A 19612-nucleotide genomic window follows, 5' to 3' on the forward strand; every position below is an offset into this window, starting at 1 on the left:
CGTGACGAGAGTTTCCCTGATCGTGCCGTGCTACAACGCGGCCAGGACCCTGCGCCTGTGCCTGGAGTCGGCGCTGTCCCAGACCCGGCCGCCCGACGAGATCGTCGTGGTGGACGACGCCAGCGGCGACGGCTCCCCGGCCATCGCCGAGGAGCTGGGCTGCCGGGTCGTCCGGCTCCCCGAAAACCGCGGCGTCTCGGCGGCCAGGAACGCCGGGGTGGAGAGCACCACCGGCGACGTGATCTTCTTCCTCGACAGCGACGTGGCGTTACGCCCGGACGCGGTAGCGGGTGCCGTCCGGATCCTGGAGGAGGACCCCGGGGTCGGCTGCGTCCACGGCGTCTACGACACCGAGCCGCTCATCGACGACGGCCCGGTCGAGTGGTATCGCCTGCTCCACCAGGTCCACTGGCGGCGCAGGCACCTCGGCGAGGTCAACAGCGTCGTGTTCGCGCTGGCCGCGATCCGCCGCTCGGTGTGGCTGGAGGCGGGCCGGCTCGACGAGGGCCTGCGCGACAGCGAGGACGTGGAGTACAGCAGCCGCCTGGCCGTGCGCACCAGGATCCTGCTGACCGACGCGGTGATGGGCCGCCACGACGAGGGGCACCGGTTCCTGCCGGTGCTCGCCGAGCAGTGGCGGCGCGCGCTGCCGCTGATCCCGCTCGCCCTGGCCACGGCCAGGCGCGGCGCGGCCAGGCCCGAGAACGCCAACAGCCGGGCCGGCATCCTCGCCTGCGCGCTCGCGCTGGCGTCCCTGCCGCTGGGGCTGGTGCATCCCGGCCTGTTCGCGGTGCCGGTCGCGCTGGTGGGGTGGTTCGTGGTGGCCGATCCGCGGCTACTGCGGTTCGTGCACCGGGAGCGGGGGGCGGCCTTCACCGCCTACTTCATGGCCGTCCACCTGGCGGTCCACGTGGTGCTCGTCACCGGCCTCGCGGTGGGCTCCCTGCGTGTGCTCAAGGGAGCCCCCGCATGACCCGCATGACCCGGCCGTCCGGCACACGTGGTCAGCGGAGCTCCCGCCCTGCCTTCACCGCCGTCCGGTAGACCTCCGTCGTCCCGGCGGCGGCGCGCGACCAGCTGAGGCTCTCCCTGACGAACCGCTCGCCCCGCTCGGCCAGCCCCCGGCGCAGCGCCGCGTCCGACATCACCTCGATCACGCCCCGCGCGATGTCGGCGGGCTCGCCCGCCCGCACGACGTACGCCGCGGGCCGGTCCGGGTCCGGGCCGAGGAAGACCCGGGAGAAGCCGTCCCCCAGGATCGTCGCCCGGCCCATCGCCATCGCCTCGGTCGCCACCAGCCCGAACGGCTCGAACAGCGACGGGAACACGCACGCCGCGGCCAGCTCGTAGTACTCCAGCAGCTCCCGCCCCCCGACGAACCGCCCCGGGACCAGCACCCGCCCCCGCAGCCCCGTCGCGGCGACGATCCGCTCGACGCCCTCGACGTCCCCCTCGCCGAGGATCACCAGCCGCAGCCCCGGCACCACCCCGGCGGCCGCCCGCATCGCCTCCAGCAGCTGGTAGACGCCCTTCTGCCGCTCGAGCCTGCCCACGAACAGCAGCACCGGGTCCCCTTCCGCCAGCCCCAGCCGCCCGCGCAGGGCCGCCGCCCCGGCCCGCAGCGCGTCGCGGTCCAGCGACGGGAGCACCGCCTCGTACGTCCCGCCCAGCGGCACCACGTCGATGGGCGTCCGGGCCCAGCCGGCGGCCACGAGCTGGTCGCGCACCTCCGGCGTGGCCACCACCACCCGCCGGGCGACCCGGGCCAGCCATCGCTCCAGCGCCGCGAACACCTTCAGCGGGTCGGAGATGCTGCGCTGCGGCGCGACGCCGTACTCCGTGGTGTGCACGTGGAAGACCACCGGCAGCCGCAGCACGTAGTGGCAGAGCAGGCCCGACAGGAAGTTCGTCGAGTCGTGCACGGCGACCAGGTCGGGCCGCTCCCGGCGGCGGCGCAGCCGCAGGAAGTAGCGCCAGTTGCTGACCACGACGTTCAGCGCGAGCAGCAGGAACTCCGCGCGCCTGGTGCGGTTGAGCCGCCTTCCCCCGAGCAGGGAGCCGCGCGGCCGGTGCACGCGGACGCCGTCCACGATCTCGTCCACCGGCAGGCGGCCGTCGTTCGGCGTGTACACGGTCAGCTCGTGGCCGCGGGCCAGGTACGGGGTGATCAGCTCGGCGTACCTGCCCAGCCCGGCGGTGACGTTCGGCGGGAACTGGTTGACGACGCAGGCGATTCTCATGGGGGGCTCCGGTAGACGCGGGCGGCCGCCACGGCCACGACGGCCAGCAGGAGGAGGTTGGCCAGCGCGAAGCCGGCGAGCCCGCCCGCCAGCCCCTGCCAGCGGATGCAGGCCGCCAGCACGGCCAGGGCGGGCGGTGTCCCCGCGGCCAGGCAGCCGATGAGCACCCTGGCCCCGCGCACCCCGTCCATGGACAGGGCGACCGAGTACAGGTTGAACGCCGTGTGCGCGCCGATGCCCAGCGCCGACAGCGCCATCAGGCCCGGCGAGTACGGGTACTCGCCGCCCATCACCCGGAAGAACACCGTGCTCGCGGCGAACGAGAACACCGCCGTGACCCCGGCGACCGCCGGGACCAGCCGGGCGATCCGCCGCATCAGCAGCGCCTTGTCCATGGTGGCCATCACCGGCAGCAGCACCAGCCCGACCCCGTCGGTGAACACCACGCCCAGCAGCCGCTTGGGGAAGCCGTTGTAGACCGAGTACACGCCGACCTCGGCCGGGCCCGCCCAGTGGTTCAGGAAGATCACGTCGACGCCGAAGAGCACGCCGGTGAGCGCGGCGATGACGGTCACGTACATGCCGTGCCGGTACAGCGACCGGGCCAGCCGCGCCGACCAGAGCCCCGGCCGCACCCGCACCGCCGCCAGCGCCGCCACGGCGAACGCCACGTTCGTGGCGATCAGCGCGACCAGGTACGGCTCGGCCTCCCTGATCCCCAGCACCAGCAGGCAGTATGCGGCGGAGCCCAGGTACACGACCGCGATCGCCAGCTTGAGCCCCGCCACGAAGGCGAAGCGCTTCAGCCCGCGCAGGAAGCTCTCGGTGAGCTGGTTCACCGTCATCGACGCCGCCAGCGCCAGCCCGAAGGCGAGCGTGCGCGAGTCCACGTTCAGCGCGGCCGTGAGCAGCGGCGCCGCCAGCAGGCCCAGCGCGGCCAGCCCGGCGCTGACCGCCAATGTGGCCGGCAGCGCCGTCGCCACCAGCTCGGCCCGCCGCCCCGGCTCGGCCCTGGGCAGCTCCTGCAGCATCACGTAGTGCAGGCTCGTCAGCATCCCGACGGTGACGATCAGCGCGATCGACAGCACCACCGTGAACTGGCCGAACGCGCTCGCCCCCGCACCCCGCGCGATGACCAGCGTGGTCGCCGCCGCCGTGCCGCTGGCCACCGTGCTCACCAGCGTCGGCCCCGCCACCGGGCGCAGGCGCGCCGTGCGGGACTTCAGGACCCGCACCGCTGGTACGCCCGCCGCGCGAACTCCAGGTCCTCCGGGGTGTTGATGCCGCGCGCCTCGGCCGGGTCCGTCACCGGCACGACGGTCACCGGCCGCCCTTCGGCCCGCGACAGGTGCGTCAGGAACGGCAGGAAGTTCACCTCGCCGGTGGCCGCGCCCGCCGCCGCCCCGGCCGCGTACCGCTCCCACGCCTGCCGCAGCCCGCCGGTGGCCAGGCAGAACACGCCGACGTCGCTGAGCCCGCCGGGACGGCACTCGTCGCCCTCGCGGGACTGCCGCACGCGTACGAGCCCGTCCCCGTCCAGCTCGTACTCCACGTACGGATCGGCCATCGGCACCAGCGGCAGCGTCAGCCCCTCGCCCGGGTGGGCGGCCAGGACGTCGCGCACGGTCGCGGGGGAGAGGTTGGCCTGGTCGCCCCAGACCACCAGGATCGTCTCGTACGCCGCCCAGTGCGCGGCGGCGCCGAAGATCGCGTCCCCCATGCCGGTCGGCCGCTCCTGCACGCTCACCGACACCGCGCCCGCGGCGATCTCCCCGGCGGCGAGCTCCCGGAACGGGCCCTCGCCGTCGGGGGAGACGACGACGTGCACGTGCCGCGTCCATGGCCGCAGCCGCCGCAGCAGCAGGTGCCACATGGTGACGCCCTCGGCCACCTCGATCATGATCTTCGGAACCCCCTGGCCCAGCCGCGTCCCCCGCCCCGCCGCCGGGATCACCGCACAAACAGTCACTTGTCCTCCAGCAGGGACACGAGGTCCTCCAGCCCGCGCACCGCGACCGCGCCGGGGGCGGGCTCGGTGGTGTGGACGTGCAGCGTCGCCAGGCCGGCGCCGACGGCGGAGGCCACCCCGTGGGCGGAGTCCTCCAGCACCACGGCCTCGGCCGGATCGACGCCCCAGCGGCGGCAGGCCAGGCCGTAGAACTCCGGGTCCGGCTTGCTCACCGGCACGTCGTCGGCGGTGAGCAAGCCGCGGAAGCACGCCCCCAGCGACGAGCCCGCCAGCACCCGCTCCACCGACCCCCGGCTGCCGGCGGTGACCAGGTACGCCACCCGTCCCCGCGCCGACAGCCGGTCGAGCAGCCGGCGCGCCCCCGGGAACGGCCGGACCCGGCCCGCCGCGACGAACTCCCGGTAGAGCGCCTGCTTGCGCCGCGCCAGCCGGGCCGCCACCTCCCGGTCCCCGGTGAGGAGCGCGGCGACCTCGGCGGTGCTCGCGCCCGCGTGGTCGGCGTACCGGAAGGACGGGAGGGCGGCCGGTATGAGCTCGGCGACGGCCTGCCGGAACGCGGCCTCGTGCGCGGGGAAGGAGTCCACGAGCGTCCCGTCGAGATCGCACAACCACACCCGCCGCCCGGCCACCAGCCCCGCGACCGGCCCCGCGACCGGCGCACCGGCGCCGACGGCGCTTCCCCGGACGGCGCCGGGCGAGGGGGCCCTCTGGACGGCGCCGGGTGCGGCGCCCGTGGGGCCGCTCATCCGGCCCGCGCCAGCGGGATCTCGCCGAGCACGGCCCGCAGCGCCTCGGCCGTGCGCGGGCCGTCGTGCGTGCCGGGACGCCCGGCGTCCTCGACGTCCGCGCCGATCCAGCGCGCCCCCGCCCAGCAGCCGCGCTCCACGACCCCGAGTGGCACGGCGGGACCCCCGGACCCGCCCCGGCGGCTGAGCACGTGCGTGATCGTGCGCCGCTCGTTGCCCGGGTCGCCCAGGTACGCCAGCGTGCGGTCCACCAGGTCGGTGGCGGTCAGCCCCTGGATGTCGTGGTCGCCCCCGAGGTTGACGACGAACACCCTGGCCGCGGCCCGGCTCTCCGCGACCGCCCCGGCCAGCCCCGGAGTCAGGTAGCTGGGCAGCAGCGACGAGTGCGGCGTGCCCGGGCCGTACACGATGAGGTCGCTGTCCCGGACGGCCGCCAGCGCCTCGGGGCTGGGCGTGACCGTGGCGGCGCGCCGCGCGAGCAGCTCCGGCGACCCGGAGAGCGCGTCCGGGCCGGGCGGCTCGCGCAGCAGGAACAGCCCGGTGATGGCCACCGCGTCCTGCGGCGCGACGATGTCGGCCTCGTCGGCCAGCACCCGCCCGTCCTCCTTGAGCGCGACCAGGAACGCGTTCTCGCCGCCCGTCACGTTGAGCAGCCGCGCCGGCGACCCGAACGTGTGCGCGCACGCGCGTACCGCCGCGTTGAAGTCCTCGCCCAGCCGCAGGTACGCCCCCGCGAGCACCAGGTTGCCCAGCGCGCAGCCGGCCAGGTCGAGCCCGTCCGGCTCGGCGCGCAGCCGCCCGGCGAACACCCGCAGCTCCCGCGCGATCCGGTAGTCCAGCGGCCCGTCGGCCAGCCGCGCCAGGTCGGCGGCCGTGGTCCCGGCCGGCAGGCGGCGTTCGAGCAGCTCGCGCCGGGGGTCGCCGGGGTCCAGGTGGAGCAGGAGGTTCTTACGGAAGTCCGAGGGTCCGAGCATGCCCGGCAGGTAGCGGCGCAGCGCGCCGGTGGACAGCCCGTTGTCGTACCCGTTGATCAGCAGGGACAGCTCCAGCCCCGGCACCCCCAGCAGGGCTCGGGCGATCCCCGCCGCGCCGCGCCCGCCGCTGAACATGGCGACCCTCACCGGACCTCCTCGTGGCCCGCGGGGACCCGCAGCACGCCGCGCCGCAGCAGCCAGTGGCGCAGCCCGAGGTAGCCGACGAACAGGGCCCGGTCGCGCGCCCCCCGCCAGAACCGCCAGCCCCGGCTGCCGCCGCCCCGCTCGCGGTGCTCGATCGGCAGCTCCACCCACGCGTGGCCCAGCTCGGCGACGCGGGCGGTGATCTCGGTCGAGCAGTTCATCCCGGCCGACTCCAGCGGCAGCGCGCGGAACAGCGGCCCGTGCACCACCTTGAAGATCGAGTTGAAGTCGCGGTAGCGGGTGCGGTGCAGCAGGTTGCTGACCGCGCCGCTGGCCGCCGACCCCCACCGGTACGGCAGGCTGTCGGCCTTCCTGATCCGGGCGCCCGAGAACGCGAGCCCCGCCCCGGCCCGGATGCGCTCGATGAAGCCGTCCAGGTTCGCGATCGGGAACTGGCCGTCGGAGTCGAGCAGCACGACCCAGTCCATCCGGGTACGCGCGATCGCGGCCGCGATGGCGGCACCCGCGCCCCGGTTGCGCTCGAACGTGACGACGACGAGCCGCGGGCACTCCGCCCGCAGGCCCTCCAGGATCCTCCCGGTCGCGTCGGCGCTGCCGTCGTCGCACACGACGATCTCCCAGGCGCCGATCGCCGGGTTACGTTCCAGGTAGTCCCGCCATTCCGTCACCGCGGCCGCGATGTTGTCCGCCTCGTTGTACGCGGGCGCCGCCACCGAGATGTCGATGAGCGGCGCCGCGGCAGGCGCGTTCGGCAAGGGTCACCTCCTCCGGGTGGCATCCGCGCCGGCTCCCGTCAGGCGCGCGATCCAGCGGTCAAGGGGAAGCAGGTTGAGGCCCACGATCAGCGGGACGTGCGCCAGCGTGAACCAGATCGCCGCGCCGAACGTGATCGGCCCGCCGGTGAACAGGTTGATGTGCGGGGCGTCGATGCGCTCGGGGATCGGCACCGGGTTGACCACCTGCCACATCACGTCCAGGAAGCCCGAGAACACGATCAGCACCCCCGTGGCCATGATCTTCAGGCAGCGGCCGGGGGAGCCGCCGCCGATCCGGTACGCGGCGGCGGCGGTGAGCACGATCCCCGGGTAGAGCAGCAGGTAGAGATGGGTGTAGAAGCCGTCGCCGTACGCCCGCGCGCCGTCGCCGTAGTAGAACCAGCTGATCCGCGGGATCAGGTAACCGGTCAGGAAGACGAACGGGGCGTACAGCAGCCAGTGCAGGCGTGGCGACACCCACGGGAAGAACGCGATCGCGCAGCACAGGAAGGCGAAGGCGAGCAGCTTGGCCACGAGCTGCCAGGCGGCGCCGATCTCCCGGGCGTGCGGGGTGGCCAGCCAGACGAAGGCGAAGCCGGCCGCCCCGATGGCCAGGGCGATCCACCAGATGTGCGCGGCCCATGGGCGCCGGGCGTCGAGAAGGGGGTCGGGATGGTTCACTGCCGGTCCTCGTGGAGGGGCGTCATGGGGGAACGCGCTCGCGGGAGCGCTCCCAAACGCAGTATGGCACCTGCGCCCGCAATGGTGGCCTCAATACCAGATATCGGACCCGCCGGAATTGTCTGGCCTATTGACTAACCGTAGTGAAGGGGCAAAAGTCCAGCTCATCCCCCTTGCTTCAAGGTATCTGGAAATCTGGAACGTTTTACTCGCGAATCGGCACGGGCGGGCCTGCCTGGGATGTCAAGCCCTCACTCTCGACGTGATTGCCCCGGCTGTTCGCCACCCTTCAATTGGGTAAATTTCGGAATTTATCGGCATGTGTGCAGTTCAAGCGGGGTCTGATAGGCTTGGGAGCGCTCCCGCGCCTGGTTCGCATTCTGGGCCCGAAACACTGGTTTCCGGATCGCCGGAACCAGGCCCTGTGGAGGATCCGGCCGGGTGGCATCCCTGCGGGCCCGCGTCTCGGCGCGACGGCGGGCGAGGGCCGGACCGAATCCTCCAAGGCGTAGAGCGTTGATCCCGGGCCGGAGCTCGGGAATTGCCGGACGATCTCACGATATGTGGGCTGTTGCCCACATATGTCCGACATATTTCGCGACGATAGATCGGGCTTTTCGTTTCTGTCAACATAAGTCGGCCGATCATCGAAGTAAGGTAGTACCCATGACAACGGGATCCAACGGCCAGAGCGCCGGAGCGGGGGCGCTGCTGGCGATCCTCCGGGACGGGCGGGCGCGCACCCGCGGCGAGCTGGCCCAGCTCACCGGCCTGTCCAGGTCCACCGTGTCGCAGCGGCTCGACGCGCTGATCGCCGGGAGCTGGGTGGTGGCCGCCGACGACTCGATCTCCTCCGGGGGCCGCCCGGCGGCCGTGTTCGCGTTCAACGAGGGCGCGCGGGTGGTGCTCGCGGCCGACCTGGGCGCCACCCGCGCCCGCCTGGCCGTGCTCGACCTCGGCATGACCGTCCTCGCCGAACGGGCCGCAGACCTGCCCGTCGACCGGGGGCCCGAGCCCACCCTGGAGTGGGTCGCCACCGCCTTCCGCGAGCTGCTGGCCGACGCCGGGTATGACCTCGACCAGGTGTGCGGGGTCGGCGTCGGGCTGCCCGGGCCGGTGGAGCACGCGTCGGGACGGCCGGTGAACCCGCCGATCATGCCCGGCTGGGACGGCTTCGACGTGCCCGGATGGCTCGGGTCGCGGCTCGGCGCGCCGGTGCTGGCCGACAACGACGTGAACATCATGGCGCTCGGCGAGCACTGGGCCGCCGGACCCGAGATCGACCACCTGATCTTCATCAAGATCGGCACCGGGATCGGCTGCGGCATCATCTCCGGCGGCCGGCTGCACCGGGGCGCGCAGGGCGCCGCGGGGGACGTCGGCCACATCCGGGTCCCGGCGTCCGAGGAGCCTTGCAGGTGCGGGAACACCGGCTGCCTGGAGGCGGTCGCGGGCGGCGCGTCCATGGCCGCGCAGCTGCGCGCCGCCGGGGTCGACGCGCACGGCAGCCGGGACGTGGTGGCGCTGATGCGCGCGGGCGACCTGCGCGCCACGCGGCTCGTCAGGCAGGCCGGCCGTGAGGTCGGCGCCGTGATGGCCTCGATCGTGAACTTCTTCAACCCCTCGCTCATCGTCATCGGCGGGGACGTCGCCGAGGCGGGCGAGCAGGTGCTGGCGGGGGTCAGGGAGACGATCTACAGCCGGTCGCTCCCGCTGGCCACCCAGCACCTCGGCATCAGGTCGAGCCGGCTCGGCGACCGGGCGGGCGTCGTCGGAGCCGCCGTCATGGTCGTCGACCACGTGCTCGCGCCGGACGCCATCGATCAGGCTTTCGGGCACCATTGACCGCTTCTGCGCGGCGTAGTAACAATTGATCGTCGCAGGCTCCCCGCGCGGTGGCATGCTCGTGGAGCCGGGCACAGTTACGCCGTGACGTGGTCGGCGCACGCGTCCCTCGAGAAAGGGAAACACGCGTGAGCCAGCTCCATGAGCAGGAAGAGGCGCTCCGCCGCACGTTCGGCCTGAGCCGCCGCCGCCTCCTCGCGGCCACCGCCGGCATCGCCGCCGCGGCCGCCGTCCCCCTCGCCCAGCCCGCCGCCGCCGACCCCGTGCAGGCCCAGGGCGGGTGGAACCGGCCGCTGATCCCGCCGGGCAAGCGCGGCATCATCCTCTACACCGTCCGCGACGCGATCGGCCGCGACCCGGCGTCCACGACCCTGCCGTCCGGCTTCCGCCGCGTGTTCGAGGCGCTCGCGCGCATCGGCTACCAGCAGGTCGAGTTCGCCGGGTACCGGCAGCACGCCAACGCCGAGGGCGGCGCGAACCTGGAGACCGTCGAGGGCGCCCGGCTGCTGCGGAGCTGGCTCGACGACAACGGGTTGCGGGCCGAGGGCAACCACGGCTTCATCCCGGCCTCGTGGCCGCTGAGCACCGCCGACCTCGACCGGTTCAAGCAGGTGCTGGAGATCGCGAACATCCTCGGCCTGGACCACGTGGGCACCGGCTCCGACCCGACGGGCAGCGCGTACAAGGCCGACTGGGACGTGGCGGCGGAGAAGTGGAACGCGCTCGGCGAGCTCGCCTGCCGGGCCGGGGTCAAGCTCTACACGCACAACCACGACGCGGCGTACGGGTTCCTGCTCGACAGCGGCCCGCTCGACGACCAGGGCCGGCCCACCCGCTCCTCGGGCATCCGCAAGCTGGAGTACTTCTTCGGGATCAGCGACCCCAGGCGGGTCTACTTCGAGATGGACATCTTCTGGGCGCACGTGGCCCAGTTCAAGCACCGTACGTACACCGCGCCCGACGGCTCGGCGCAGACCGACGTCTTCGACCCGCTCGCCACCGTGCTGGCGCAGGAGAAGCGGTTCCCGCTGTTCCACGCCAAGGACGGCACCGCCAACCCGGGCACCGCCAACGGCTACGACATGGTGCCGTTCGGGGCCGGGGACATCGACTACTCCCGCTTCTTCGGCCGGCTCCGCTCCAGAGGCCTGCACAACCCGATGTACGAGCAGGACAACGCGCCCGGCACGGACCCGGGCCAGTCGCTGGAGTACGCCGAGCTCAGCTACCGCAACATGGCCGCCCTGCGCGGCTGACCCCCACCACAACGCCGGACCGCCACGCGATCCCTGCCGTTGCAGCGGCAGGCGTGGCGGCCCGGATCATGACACTCCTCGTCCTAGGAGCGGCATCACCATGCAGCGTACCCTCGCGGTGCTCGGCGGCTTCTTCCTCGCCGCCACCGCACTCGTCTTACCCGGCCCCGCCCAGGCACACGAACCGGCCACCGAGTGGTCGAGCTACGAGAAGATCACGCTGACCAAGAACGTGGGCGAGCCGATCGACCTGGCCGTCCTGCCCGACCGGCGGGTCCTGCACACCGCGCGCAACGGTGACATCAGGCTGACCGACCCGGCCAGCGGCGTCACGAAGATCGTCAACACCGTCCCGGTCTACAACAACTCCGAGGACGGCCTGCAGACGGTCTCCCTCGACCCCCGCTTCGACGAGAACCACTGGGTCTACCTCTACTACGCGCCCAAGACCATGTCGGCGCCGTACCCGGAGACGACGCCGACCGGTTCGGCGCCCAACTCGCTGCCCGCCGGGGCCGACGAGACGTACTGGAACCAGTGGAAGGGCTACAACCAGCTCTCCCGCTTCAAGTGGACCGGCAACGCGCTCGACCTGTCCACCGAGCAGGTCATCATCAAGGTCGAGACGCAGCGCGGGCAGTGCTGCCACGTGGCCGGCGACGTGGACTGGGACGCCGACGGCAACCTCTACCTCGCCACCGGCGACAACACCCCGGCGGGCGCGCCGGGCGCCAACGGGTACGCGCCCAACAACGACGCGCCCGGCATGAACCCGGGCTTCGACTCCCGGCGCGGCGCGGGCAGCAGCGACGACCTGCGCGGCAAGATCCTGCGGATCAAGGTCGCGGACGACGGCACGTACACGATCCCCCAGGGCAACCTGTTCCCGCCGGGCACGGCCAAGACGCGGCCGGAGATCTTCGTGACCGGGGTGCGCAACCCGTTCCGGATGGACGTGGACGGGGAGACGGGCACCCTGTCGTGGGCCGACTACGGCCCCGACGCCGGCACCCCCGACCCGAACCGGGGCCCGCTCGGCTACGTCGAGTGGAACATCACCCCGCTCACCAAGCCCATGAACAGCGGCTGGCCGTACTGCACGGGCGACAACTTCAACTACAACGACTGGGACTTCGAGACCGCCCAGCCGGGGCCGTGGTTCGACTGCGCGGCCGGGCCGCTGAACACCTCGCGCTGGAACACCGGCATCGACCGGCTCCCGCCTGCCGTCCCCGCCGACCTCTACTACGGCGACAACAACACCCACCAGCCGGCCGAGTGGGCCGGGCTCGTGGACTTCGACCCGCAGGGCGGCCAGGGGCCGATGGGCGGGCCGATCTACCACTACGACCCGGACAACCCGGCGCCCGGCAAGCTGCCCGCGTACTGGGACGGCAAGGCGTTCTTCGCCGAGTTCTCGCAGGACTACCTGGCGGCGTTCACCGTGACGTACCCGGACGGGCCGGTCACCAAGCTGGAGCACTTCCTGCCCAACGCCGAGCTGCGGGACGCCGCGCAGCCCATCACCGACAGCCCGATGGACATCGAGTTCGGACCGGACGGGTCCCTGTACGTGCTGGAGTACGGCGACGGGTTCTTCCGCGCGAACCCCGACGCCGGGCTCTACCGGATCGACTACACCCCGGACAACAAGACGCCCCAGGCCAGGATGACCATGGACAAGACGTCCAGCGGCCAGGCACCGCTCACGGTCGCCTTCGACGCGTCGTCGTCCAGGGACGCCGAGCCGGGGACGCTGACGTACGAGTGGGACTTCGACGGGAACGGCACGTTCGACGCCACCGGGGCGACGGCCACGCACACCTACACCGAGCTGGGGCAGTACGTGGCGCGGCTGCGCGTCACCGACTCCGGCGGCCGGGCGGGCCTCACCTCGGCCGAGATCACCGTCGGCAACACCGCGCCCGAGGTCAGCGTCCAGACGCCGCCGGACGGCGGGTTCTTCGACTGGGGGAACGCGGTGCCGTACAAGATCGCCGTGCATGACGCCGAGGACGGCGACAGCCCGGTGTGCACGCGCATGCAGTGGACGTTCGGTCTCGGGCACGACGTGCACGCCCACCCCGAGACCACCGGCACCGGCTGCACCGGCGCCTGGCCGACGCCCGCGAACGCGCCCGAGCACGGCGAGACGGAGAACATCTACGGCGTGGTCGTCGTGAACTACCGCGACAACGGCGCCAACGGCATCCCCGGCGCGCTCGGCGAGGCCGCGCTCACCCTCAACCCGAAGCTCGCGCAGGCCGAGCACGCCGACCAGAGCAGCGGCGTGACCAGGACCGCCGACGACGGGGCGTCGGGCAAGTTCAAGATCACCTCGTTCGACGCGGGGGACTGGCTCGCCTACGACCCGGTCAACTTCACCGGCATCACCGGGGTCCAGACCAAGGCCTCGGGCGCGGGGACGCTCTCCCTGCGCTGGAAGTCGCCCACCGCCGCGCCGTTCGCGACGGTGACGATCCCGCCGGGTGACGGCTGGCAGACGATCACCACCGCGCTCGCCGACCCGCCCGCGGGAACCGGCCGGCTGTACGTCACCTCGACCGGCGGCGTGGACGTGGACGCGTTCACCTTCCAGGGCGGGGGTGTCGCGGACACCAGCCCGCCCACCGTCACGGCCACGCTCAACCCGGCCTCGCCCGACGGCGCGAACGGCTGGTACACCCGCAACGTCACGCTCACCGTCACCGCGACCGACAACGGCACGGTGGCCAGTCGCCAGTACTCGCTCGACGGCGGCACCACCTGGGCGAACGCCGCCAACCCGGTGACGCTCAGCGCGGAGGGCGCCAAGGAGGTCCGCTACCGCGCGACCGACAACGGCGGCAACGTCTCCCAGGTCGGCACGGTCACCGTGAAGATCGACAAATCGGACCCGGCGCTGACGGTCACCGGCGTGGAGGCCAAGCCGTACGGCGACTCGGGCACCGTCACCCCGGTCCTGACGGCGACGGACGCGGTCTCGGGGGTGGAGGGCGCCACGGCCAAGCTCGACGGAACCGCGGTTCCCTCGGGAGCGCCCGTACGCCTCTGGACCCTGCCCCTCGGCGACCACTCCCTCGTCGCCACGGCGACGGACCGGGCGGGGCGGACGGTGACCTCGACCGTCACGTTCTCGACGACGACCTCGTACGGTGACGTGCGCGCGCTGATCGCGCACTTCAAGAAGGCGCGCACGGTGACCGCCGCAGGCGCTCGGGAGCTGCTGGAGCAACTCGACGCGGCGGAGTGGCACGAGAAGCGCGGCAGGCCCGGGCAGGCGATCGAGGCGCTGAAGCGCTTCATCAAGGCCGCGGGCAAGCACGCCAACGTCCCCGACTCCACGTCCCGCACGATCCTGACCCGCGACGCCCAGGCCCTCATCAACCGCCTCACCAACCCGTAACACTGCCTGGCCCCCCGTGTTCCGGCCTCCGCACCCGCCGGAGGCCGGAACACCGGTCCGGCGGGCGGGCCCGCCGGAAGTTCGGGCGCCGGTGCGGCGGGAGGGCGTAAGGCGGTGTCCGGCGCGACGCGTGCGGCGCGTACTTGCGCGCGCCGGTTTCCGGATTTCCGGATTTCCGGCGGGGGCGGGGTGAGGCGGCGGTCAGGCGGGGCCGAGGCTCCAGGCCCGGACGGTACGCTCTCCGCCCGTGTCGGCGACCACCGGGTGGCCGCCCCGTTCGGCCAGCGCCAGCGTGGGGATCGTTCCGCCGGGATCCAGGTCGAGCGCTCCTATGGTGTCGCCGTCGTCCAGGTTCCAGACCCGGGTGACGTACTCGTCGTTCCACGGACCGTGGGCGACGACGGCTATGGGCACGTCTCCCCACCGTCCGGTGACCAGAGCCACGGTGCCCCGGTCGTCCGGGCTCTGGTCGCTGAACTCCCACTTCTTCCTGCGCTTGCCCGTGGCCAGGTCGTACACGCGCAGGGTCGCGTCCAGGTGGGTCGAGACGAGGACGGGCCTGCCCTTGATCTCGCCGCAGGCCAGCCGCTCGATCCCGCCGATCTCCCCGGTGCTGAACGAGTGCGTCATCCGCCCGTTCGACAGCCGCCACACCCGGACCCGCTCCCCGCCGTCGCCCGTGACGAGCACGTCGTCCTTGCCCAGCCGGCCGAACGCCAGCCCTCTGATGCCCTGGAAGTGGTCGGTGATCGTGGGGCCGATCTGCTTGCCGGTGGAGATGTCCCACAGCCGCACGACGCTGCGGAGGTCCTTCATGGAGTCGTACTTCTGCGACACCGCCACCGCCTTGCCCGCGCCCGTGACGGTGACCGCGATGACGGGGTCGCTCACCTTGTGCGAGGCGAGGCTCTCGCCGGTCGGGCTCCACAGCCGCATCCGCCCGTCGGTGTGCCCGGAGGCGATCACCGGCGTGCCGCCGACCTCGCCGACGGCCACCTCCGTCGTCGTGGCCCCGCCGTCGCCGAGCCGGGTGGCCGCCCGGTCCGGGCCCCACGTGAACACCGCCCCTTTGGCGGTCCCGCACACGACGGTGCTCCCCGCGGCGGCGAGTGCCGTGATCGCGCCGTCCGCTTCGGGCAGGGGCGCGGACACCGCGACCTGCGTCCCGAAGGGCTCGGCGGACGCCGTCGGCGTGGGTGTCGGGGTGGGGGACGGGCTTCCGGTGGACGGCTGCTCCGTACGCCGGTCGTCCGGGTCGAGGGGGTCGTTCCTCGGGCGCAGGACGGTGAAGGCGGACACCGCGAGGGCGGCCGCCGCCGCGGCCCCGCCGAACACGGCCCGCCGGCTGACCGCCCGGCCCCGCCCGGTCGCCGTATCCGCGTCCGCCACCGGCCCGGCCCCGGCGCGGGGCCCCGTCTGAACGCCGCTCCGGGCATCGGGGCCCGTCTGAACGGCGTTCCCGGCAGGGGGTTCCGTCCGGACGCCCGAGGAGCCGGAGACGGGCTCAGCACCGGCAGGAGGCCACATCCCGGGGGGAGGAGGCGGAGGCCCGGCGTGCGCTGCCCCACCGGGCGGAGACACCGCCCCCGAAGGAGCCGAACCGGACGGGACCGCTCCAGCGGGCGGCGCCCAGGCGACACCGGACTGCCCCGCCCCGGTGGGTGGGCCGGCGGGCGCGGGCTGGGCCGGACCGGTGGGCGGGCCGGCGGGGGGTGTTGCGGGGACGCGGGCCGGCGGGCCGGCCTGGCGGATGAGTTGCTGGAGCAGGGTCGTCGGGTCCGGGCGGGTGGACGGGTCCTTGGCCAGGCACGCCGCGATCGCCCCCAGCAGGTGCGGCGGCACCCCCGTGAGGTCCGGGGTACTGCTCAGGACGCTGTTCACCACCGCCGCCAGCGTCTCCCCCGCGAAAGGCGTGTGCCCGGTGGCCGCGAACACCATCGTCCCCGCCCAGCTGAACACGTCCGACGCGGGTCCCACCCGCTCGCCCCTGAACTGCTCCGGCGACATGTACGCGGGCGTCCCCACCGGCACCGACGTCCGGGTCGTCGCGTCGAGGGCCTTGGCGATGCCGAAGTCGATGACGATCGGCCCGTCCGGCCCCATCAGCACGTTGCCCGGTTTGAAGTCCCGGTGCACGATCCCCGCCTGGTGGATGGCCGCCAGGGCGGTCAGCGTGGAGATGGCCAGCCGGTCCAGCGCCCCGCCCGACCGCGGTCCCGACGCCCGGACCAGTGTCTGGAGCGTGTCCCCTGGCACGTACTCGCTCACGATGTACGGCCGCTCGTCCGCCATCCCGGTGTCCAGCACCGCGGCCGTGCAGAAGGCGGCCACCCGCCGCGCCGCCTCCACCTCCCGCAGGAAGCTCTTGGTGACGTCCTCGTGTTCCTCGTGGGCGAGGTGCAGGACCTTGACGGCGACCTCGCGCCCGTCGTCGCCGACGCCCCGGTAGACCACGCCCTGTCCACCGGAGCCGAGCACGCCGACGAGCCGGTACGAGCCGATCCGCTCGGGATCGCTCGGCCGGAGCGGGCGCAGGTCCGGCATCCCGCTCCTTCCTCGGGCCAGATCGAGCGATCACACGATAAGGCCGTACGTCCGGATTTACGACATCTTCTCGAAGAAGAACTCGTGCTTCATGAACGACGTGTCATATTCGTGCCCGGGATACGGCGGGATGAGCTGAGACGCCTGGAACAGCCGCCACCCGTCGCGCAACGCCTCCACCCCCGTCTCGTACGGCGGCTCGTCCCCGTCACCGGCGGTCGGTTCGGTGCGCCCGGTGCCGTCGTAGCGCGACCAGCCCACCACCTGGGCGTCGAGCGCGGAGGTGGCCAGGTAGAGAACGAGCACCTGCTGCTTCATGCGACCCTCCCGGGGCGGTTGTTCACGCGAGTCGTCCAGTATTCGACGTCGAATGACGGATCGTTGGTCAGGGCCCGCCACATCCGCACCCGGTTGTGGACCTCCAACCGCCCGGTCGCCTGCTCGTACCAGGGGAAACGCCGGTCCAGCTCGGCCAGGACGGCGGGATCGTCCAGGTCGGAGGTGTCCCAGAGCCGCACCTGCGGCACGGTCGGGTTGAAGCGGATCTTGAACATGTACCTGCGGACGTCGCTGTCGTTGCGCCGCCCGCCGTGCCAGATGCCGTGGTGGAGCAGCATCACGGTCCCGGGGGGGCAGGTGAGCCGGGTCTGGCCGCGCAGGTTCTGGTAGCGGCCGGTGTCGCTCTCGTTGATCCGGCGCAGGTGGCTGCCCGGCACCACGAGGGTGCCGCCCATGTCGGCCGTCACCTCGCGCGGGTAGTACATGAGCTGCACGTCGAAGGCGTCCATGCGGGTGTCGATGATGGCGTCGGCGTGCAGCGGCTGGGCGTGGCCGTTGTGCGGCTCGCGGACGTGCACGGCGTGGTGGTCGACGGTCGGGTCGGGGCCGACGAGCGAGTGCAGCGCGCCCGCGACGGCGGGCAGCTCGATCAGGCGGCGGGCGAACGATCCCTCGGGGTAGGCCTGGGTGACCGGAGTGCCGTACGGCGGGCGCGGGATGCCCGCCTCCAGCACGTCGATCGCCTGGTCGTTGAGCTCGTCCGGGACGATCCCGTCGAGCCGCAGATAGCCGGCGGCCACGAATCCGGCGACCTGCGCGGAGGTCAGCAAAGTGGTTCGCATGCCTCGAAGTTAGAACCGGACATCCGCTATGTCGTGGGTTGTAATCATCAACTACTGGTCCATTTTCCCCCGCTGCGGTAGAACAGATCCCTGTGCGGCAGGTGACGATCACGCTCTCGGACCCGCCGGCGGTGGCCGGCGCGGGGGCGGCGGTGCACGGCGTGGTCAGCGCCCACGACGTGTTCCGGCTGCCCGACCTGTGGCAGCTCCACCTGTACGCGTACGCCGCCGAGCTGGTGCTCGACGGCACCGTGCACGCGATCAAGCCCGGCCACGTCAGCCTGATCCCGCCGGGCGCCGAGGTCCATTACCACTACCGGGGCAGGTCGGAGCACCTGTACGCGCACTTCAGGCTGCCCGGCGGCGACGAGCGGCGGGTCGTGCCCGTCATGCGGGACGCGGGGGACCAGGCGCCGCTCATCGCCGCCTCCCTGCGGCAGGCCATCGCGGCGGTCCCCGACACCAGGGCCAGGGCGTCGGCCGAGGTGTGGACGGTGCTCTGGCGGATCGCGAACCTGCCCGTCGCCGGCAGCGCGCACGCCGTCGTGGCGGCCGCCATGGAGTACATCGACGCGGACCTGGCCGCGCCGCTGACCGTCCCGCGCATCGCCCGCGCCGCCGGGGTGTCGCACAACCACCTCACCCGGCTGTTCCGGGCCCAGACGGGGCACACGGTGGTCGCGTACATCCGCCGCAGGAGGTTGTCCCGCGCGCTGCACCTGCTGCGCGAGTCGACCCTGGCGATCCCGGCGATCGCGGCGGCGGTGGGCATCCCGGACCTGCAGGCGTTCAACAAGGCCTGCAGGCGCGAGCTGGGCGCCTCACCCCGGGCCCTGCGCGCGAGCGGCCCCGACCAGCGGCGCGGATAAGCCGCCGCCCGCGCGCGAGCGGCCCCGATCAGCGGTGAGGCCGGGCGCGTGTCCGGGCCCGCCTGGCGCCGGGGGCGGGCCGTACCCGGTAGGTTGGCCGACCATGGAGGAACGCCACGATCATCACCGCCGCCCCGCCCGTGCCCTGGCCGCGATGGCGCTCGCCGCCCTCCTCGGCACGGCCGCCTGCGGCGATCCGGCCCCGGCGGCCTCGGCGGCCGGCCGGCAACCCGCGCCGAGCCCGACTGCGCCGAGCCCGTCCGGGTCCACCCCGCCGGCGGGCGGGACGCTGCCCGCGCCCGACCAGAAGATCCCCGGCGACCCCGCCCGGCTGGCCGCCGCCCTCAAGGGAACCAGCGCCGCGCTCAACGCCGCGATCGACGCCTGGCCGAAGACCGGCAAGCCGCCCCGGGACGTCGAGCTCCTGGCCCTTCACCAGCAGCGCGCCTACCGCTACACCGCCCGCCACCCCGAGGTGGCCGCCCGGGCCTTCGCGCGCCTGCCGTCCGGCCTGGCCGCCCAGGCCAAGGACAACACCGCCGCCATCCGCGGGCTGCTCTCCCTGGCCCACCCGATCAAGCCCTCGGCCACGTTCAAGGTCCAGCCCGCCCCGCCCGCCGCCGAGCTGCTCGGCCACTTCAAGAAGGCCGAGCGCAAGTTCGGGGTGGAGTGGGAGGTGCTGGCGGCGGTGATGTTCGCGGAGACCAAGTTCGGCCGGGTGAAGTCGGACAGCCACGTCGGCGCCCAGGGGCCCATGCAGTTCATGCCCGGGACCTGGAAGGCGTACGGCTTGGGCGGCGACGTGCAGGACCCGCGCGACGCCGTCATGGGCGCCGCCAACTACCTGCGCGCCTCGGGGGCGCCCCGCGACTACCGGCGGGCGCTGTACGCGTACAACCATTCCCGGGCGTACGTGAACGCCATCCTCCTGCACGCCCGCCAGATGAAGCGGGACCCGAGGAACTACTACGCCTACTACAACTGGCAGGTGTTCGTGATCACCACGGCCGGCGAGCGGCGCCTCACCGGCCCGTAGGCCCC

The 19612-nt window shown here is 73.2% G+C and carries 16 protein-coding genes; 6 read left to right on the plus strand and 10 right to left on the minus strand.

All coding sequences use genetic code 11. From position 1 onward, the window contains the following. Position 1 precedes the first annotated feature (1 nt). Positions 2-973 (plus strand): glycosyltransferase family 2 protein, encoded by a 972-nt coding sequence (locus tag ACIHFD_RS31835; protein WP_397370020.1) that lies wholly within the window; start codon positions 2-4, stop codon positions 971-973. Positions 974-1004: 31 nt separating this feature from the next. Here the strand turns inward: ACIHFD_RS31835 and ACIHFD_RS31840 are convergent, their stop codons facing one another. From ACIHFD_RS31840 to ACIHFD_RS31870, 7 genes are read right to left on the minus strand one after another with little or no spacing between them, the layout of a single operon-like run. Next, complete coding sequence (locus tag ACIHFD_RS31840; protein WP_397370021.1) at positions 1005-2240, minus strand: glycosyltransferase family 4 protein; 1236 nt, start codon at positions 2238-2240, stop codon at positions 1005-1007. Continuing rightward, positions 2237-3475: a lipopolysaccharide biosynthesis protein gene (locus ACIHFD_RS31845; protein ID WP_397370022.1), complete on the minus strand. Its 1239-nt coding sequence runs from the start codon at positions 3473-3475 to the stop codon at positions 2237-2239. The genes ACIHFD_RS31840 and ACIHFD_RS31845 overlap by 4 nt, the downstream gene beginning before the upstream one ends. Continuing rightward, entirely contained in the window at positions 3463-4209 is a 747-nt protein-coding gene (locus ACIHFD_RS31850) for an NTP transferase domain-containing protein (RefSeq protein ID WP_397370023.1), read from the minus strand. Before ACIHFD_RS31850 ends, ACIHFD_RS31845 begins: the two co-directional genes overlap by 13 nt. Continuing rightward, on the minus strand, positions 4206-4955 hold the full coding sequence (locus ACIHFD_RS31855; RefSeq protein ID WP_397370024.1) for an HAD family hydrolase: 750 nt from the start codon (positions 4953-4955) through the stop codon (positions 4206-4208). The genes ACIHFD_RS31850 and ACIHFD_RS31855 overlap by 4 nt, the downstream gene beginning before the upstream one ends. Continuing rightward, a complete protein-coding gene (locus tag ACIHFD_RS31860) occupies positions 4952-6076 on the minus strand; it encodes a 2-phospho-L-lactate transferase CofD family protein (RefSeq protein WP_397370025.1) in 1125 nt (374 codons plus the stop codon). Before ACIHFD_RS31860 ends, ACIHFD_RS31855 begins: the two co-directional genes overlap by 4 nt. Beyond that, positions 6073-6849, minus strand: coding sequence for a glycosyltransferase family 2 protein (locus ACIHFD_RS31865; protein WP_397370026.1), 777 nt, complete (start codon positions 6847-6849; stop codon positions 6073-6075). The genes ACIHFD_RS31860 and ACIHFD_RS31865 overlap by 4 nt, the downstream gene beginning before the upstream one ends. Positions 6850-6852: 3 nt before the next feature. Beyond that, entirely contained in the window at positions 6853-7530 is a 678-nt protein-coding gene (locus ACIHFD_RS31870; RefSeq protein WP_397370027.1) for a hypothetical protein, read from the minus strand. 666 nt (positions 7531-8196) lie between these two features. Here ACIHFD_RS31870 and ACIHFD_RS31875 point away from each other — a divergent pair. The 3 genes from ACIHFD_RS31875 (at position 8197) to ACIHFD_RS31885 (ending at position 14037) form a co-directional block, all read left to right on the plus strand. Then, positions 8197-9375 (plus strand): ROK family transcriptional regulator, encoded by a 1179-nt coding sequence (locus tag ACIHFD_RS31875; RefSeq protein WP_397370028.1) that lies wholly within the window; start codon positions 8197-8199, stop codon positions 9373-9375. Between the two features lie 128 nt (positions 9376-9503). Next, on the plus strand, positions 9504-10631 hold the full coding sequence (locus ACIHFD_RS31880) for a sugar phosphate isomerase/epimerase family protein (protein WP_397370029.1): 1128 nt from the start codon (positions 9504-9506) through the stop codon (positions 10629-10631). Between the two features lie 100 nt (positions 10632-10731). Next, the gene (locus ACIHFD_RS31885) at positions 10732-14037 is read left to right on the plus strand and encodes a PQQ-dependent sugar dehydrogenase (RefSeq protein WP_397370030.1); all 3306 of its coding nucleotides are present in this window, start codon (positions 10732-10734) and stop codon (positions 14035-14037) included. Positions 14038-14238: 201 nt separating this feature from the next. Here the strand turns inward: ACIHFD_RS31885 and ACIHFD_RS31890 are convergent, their stop codons facing one another. From ACIHFD_RS31890 to ACIHFD_RS31900, 3 genes are read right to left on the minus strand one after another with little or no spacing between them, the layout of a single operon-like run. Then, complete coding sequence (locus ACIHFD_RS31890; protein ID WP_397370031.1) at positions 14239-16581, minus strand: WD40 repeat domain-containing serine/threonine protein kinase; 2343 nt, start codon at positions 16579-16581, stop codon at positions 14239-14241. 57 nt (positions 16582-16638) lie between these two features. Then, positions 16639-16899, minus strand: a complete 261-nt coding sequence (locus ACIHFD_RS31895; RefSeq protein ID WP_350735260.1) for a hypothetical protein — start codon at positions 16897-16899, stop codon at positions 16639-16641. Beyond that, the gene (locus tag ACIHFD_RS31900) at positions 16896-17702 is read right to left on the minus strand and encodes a phytanoyl-CoA dioxygenase family protein (protein ID WP_397370032.1); all 807 of its coding nucleotides are present in this window, start codon (positions 17700-17702) and stop codon (positions 16896-16898) included. Before ACIHFD_RS31900 ends, ACIHFD_RS31895 begins: the two co-directional genes overlap by 4 nt. Positions 17703-17803: 101 nt before the next feature. Between ACIHFD_RS31900 and ACIHFD_RS31905 the strand changes: the two genes are divergently transcribed. Together ACIHFD_RS31905 and ACIHFD_RS31910 are read left to right on the plus strand one after the other, a co-directional pair. Further along, positions 17804-18571, plus strand: coding sequence for a helix-turn-helix domain-containing protein (locus ACIHFD_RS31905; RefSeq protein ID WP_397370033.1), 768 nt, complete (start codon positions 17804-17806; stop codon positions 18569-18571). Between the two features lie 103 nt (positions 18572-18674). Continuing rightward, positions 18675-19607: a transglycosylase SLT domain-containing protein gene (locus ACIHFD_RS31910; protein WP_397370034.1), complete on the plus strand. Its 933-nt coding sequence runs from the start codon at positions 18675-18677 to the stop codon at positions 19605-19607. Positions 19608-19612 lie beyond the last annotated feature (5 nt).

Source organism: Nonomuraea sp. NPDC051941, from assembly GCF_044593615.1.

Bases quoted from the DNA above. Each gene is read 5' to 3' on its own strand.
- ACIHFD_RS31840 (WP_397370021.1), bottom strand. From the start codon at position 2,240: ATGAGAATCGCCTGCGTCGTCAACCAGTTCCCGCCGAACGTCACCGCC.
- ACIHFD_RS31855 (WP_397370024.1), bottom strand. From the start codon at position 4,955: ATGAGCGGCCCCACGGGCGCCGCACCCGGCGCCGTCCAGAGGGCCCCC.
- ACIHFD_RS31875 (WP_397370028.1), top strand. From the start codon at position 8,197: ATGACAACGGGATCCAACGGCCAGAGCGCCGGAGCGGGGGCGCTGCTG.
- ACIHFD_RS31885 (WP_397370030.1), top strand. From the start codon at position 10,732: ATGCAGCGTACCCTCGCGGTGCTCGGCGGCTTCTTCCTCGCCGCCACC.
- ACIHFD_RS31890 (WP_397370031.1), bottom strand. From the start codon at position 16,581: ATGCCGGACCTGCGCCCGCTCCGGCCGAGCGATCCCGAGCGGATCGGC.
- ACIHFD_RS31895 (WP_350735260.1), bottom strand. From the start codon at position 16,899: ATGAAGCAGCAGGTGCTCGTTCTCTACCTGGCCACCTCCGCGCTCGAC.
- ACIHFD_RS31900 (WP_397370032.1), bottom strand. From the start codon at position 17,702: ATGCGAACCACTTTGCTGACCTCCGCGCAGGTCGCCGGATTCGTGGCC.
- ACIHFD_RS31910 (WP_397370034.1), top strand. From the start codon at position 18,675: ATGGAGGAACGCCACGATCATCACCGCCGCCCCGCCCGTGCCCTGGCC.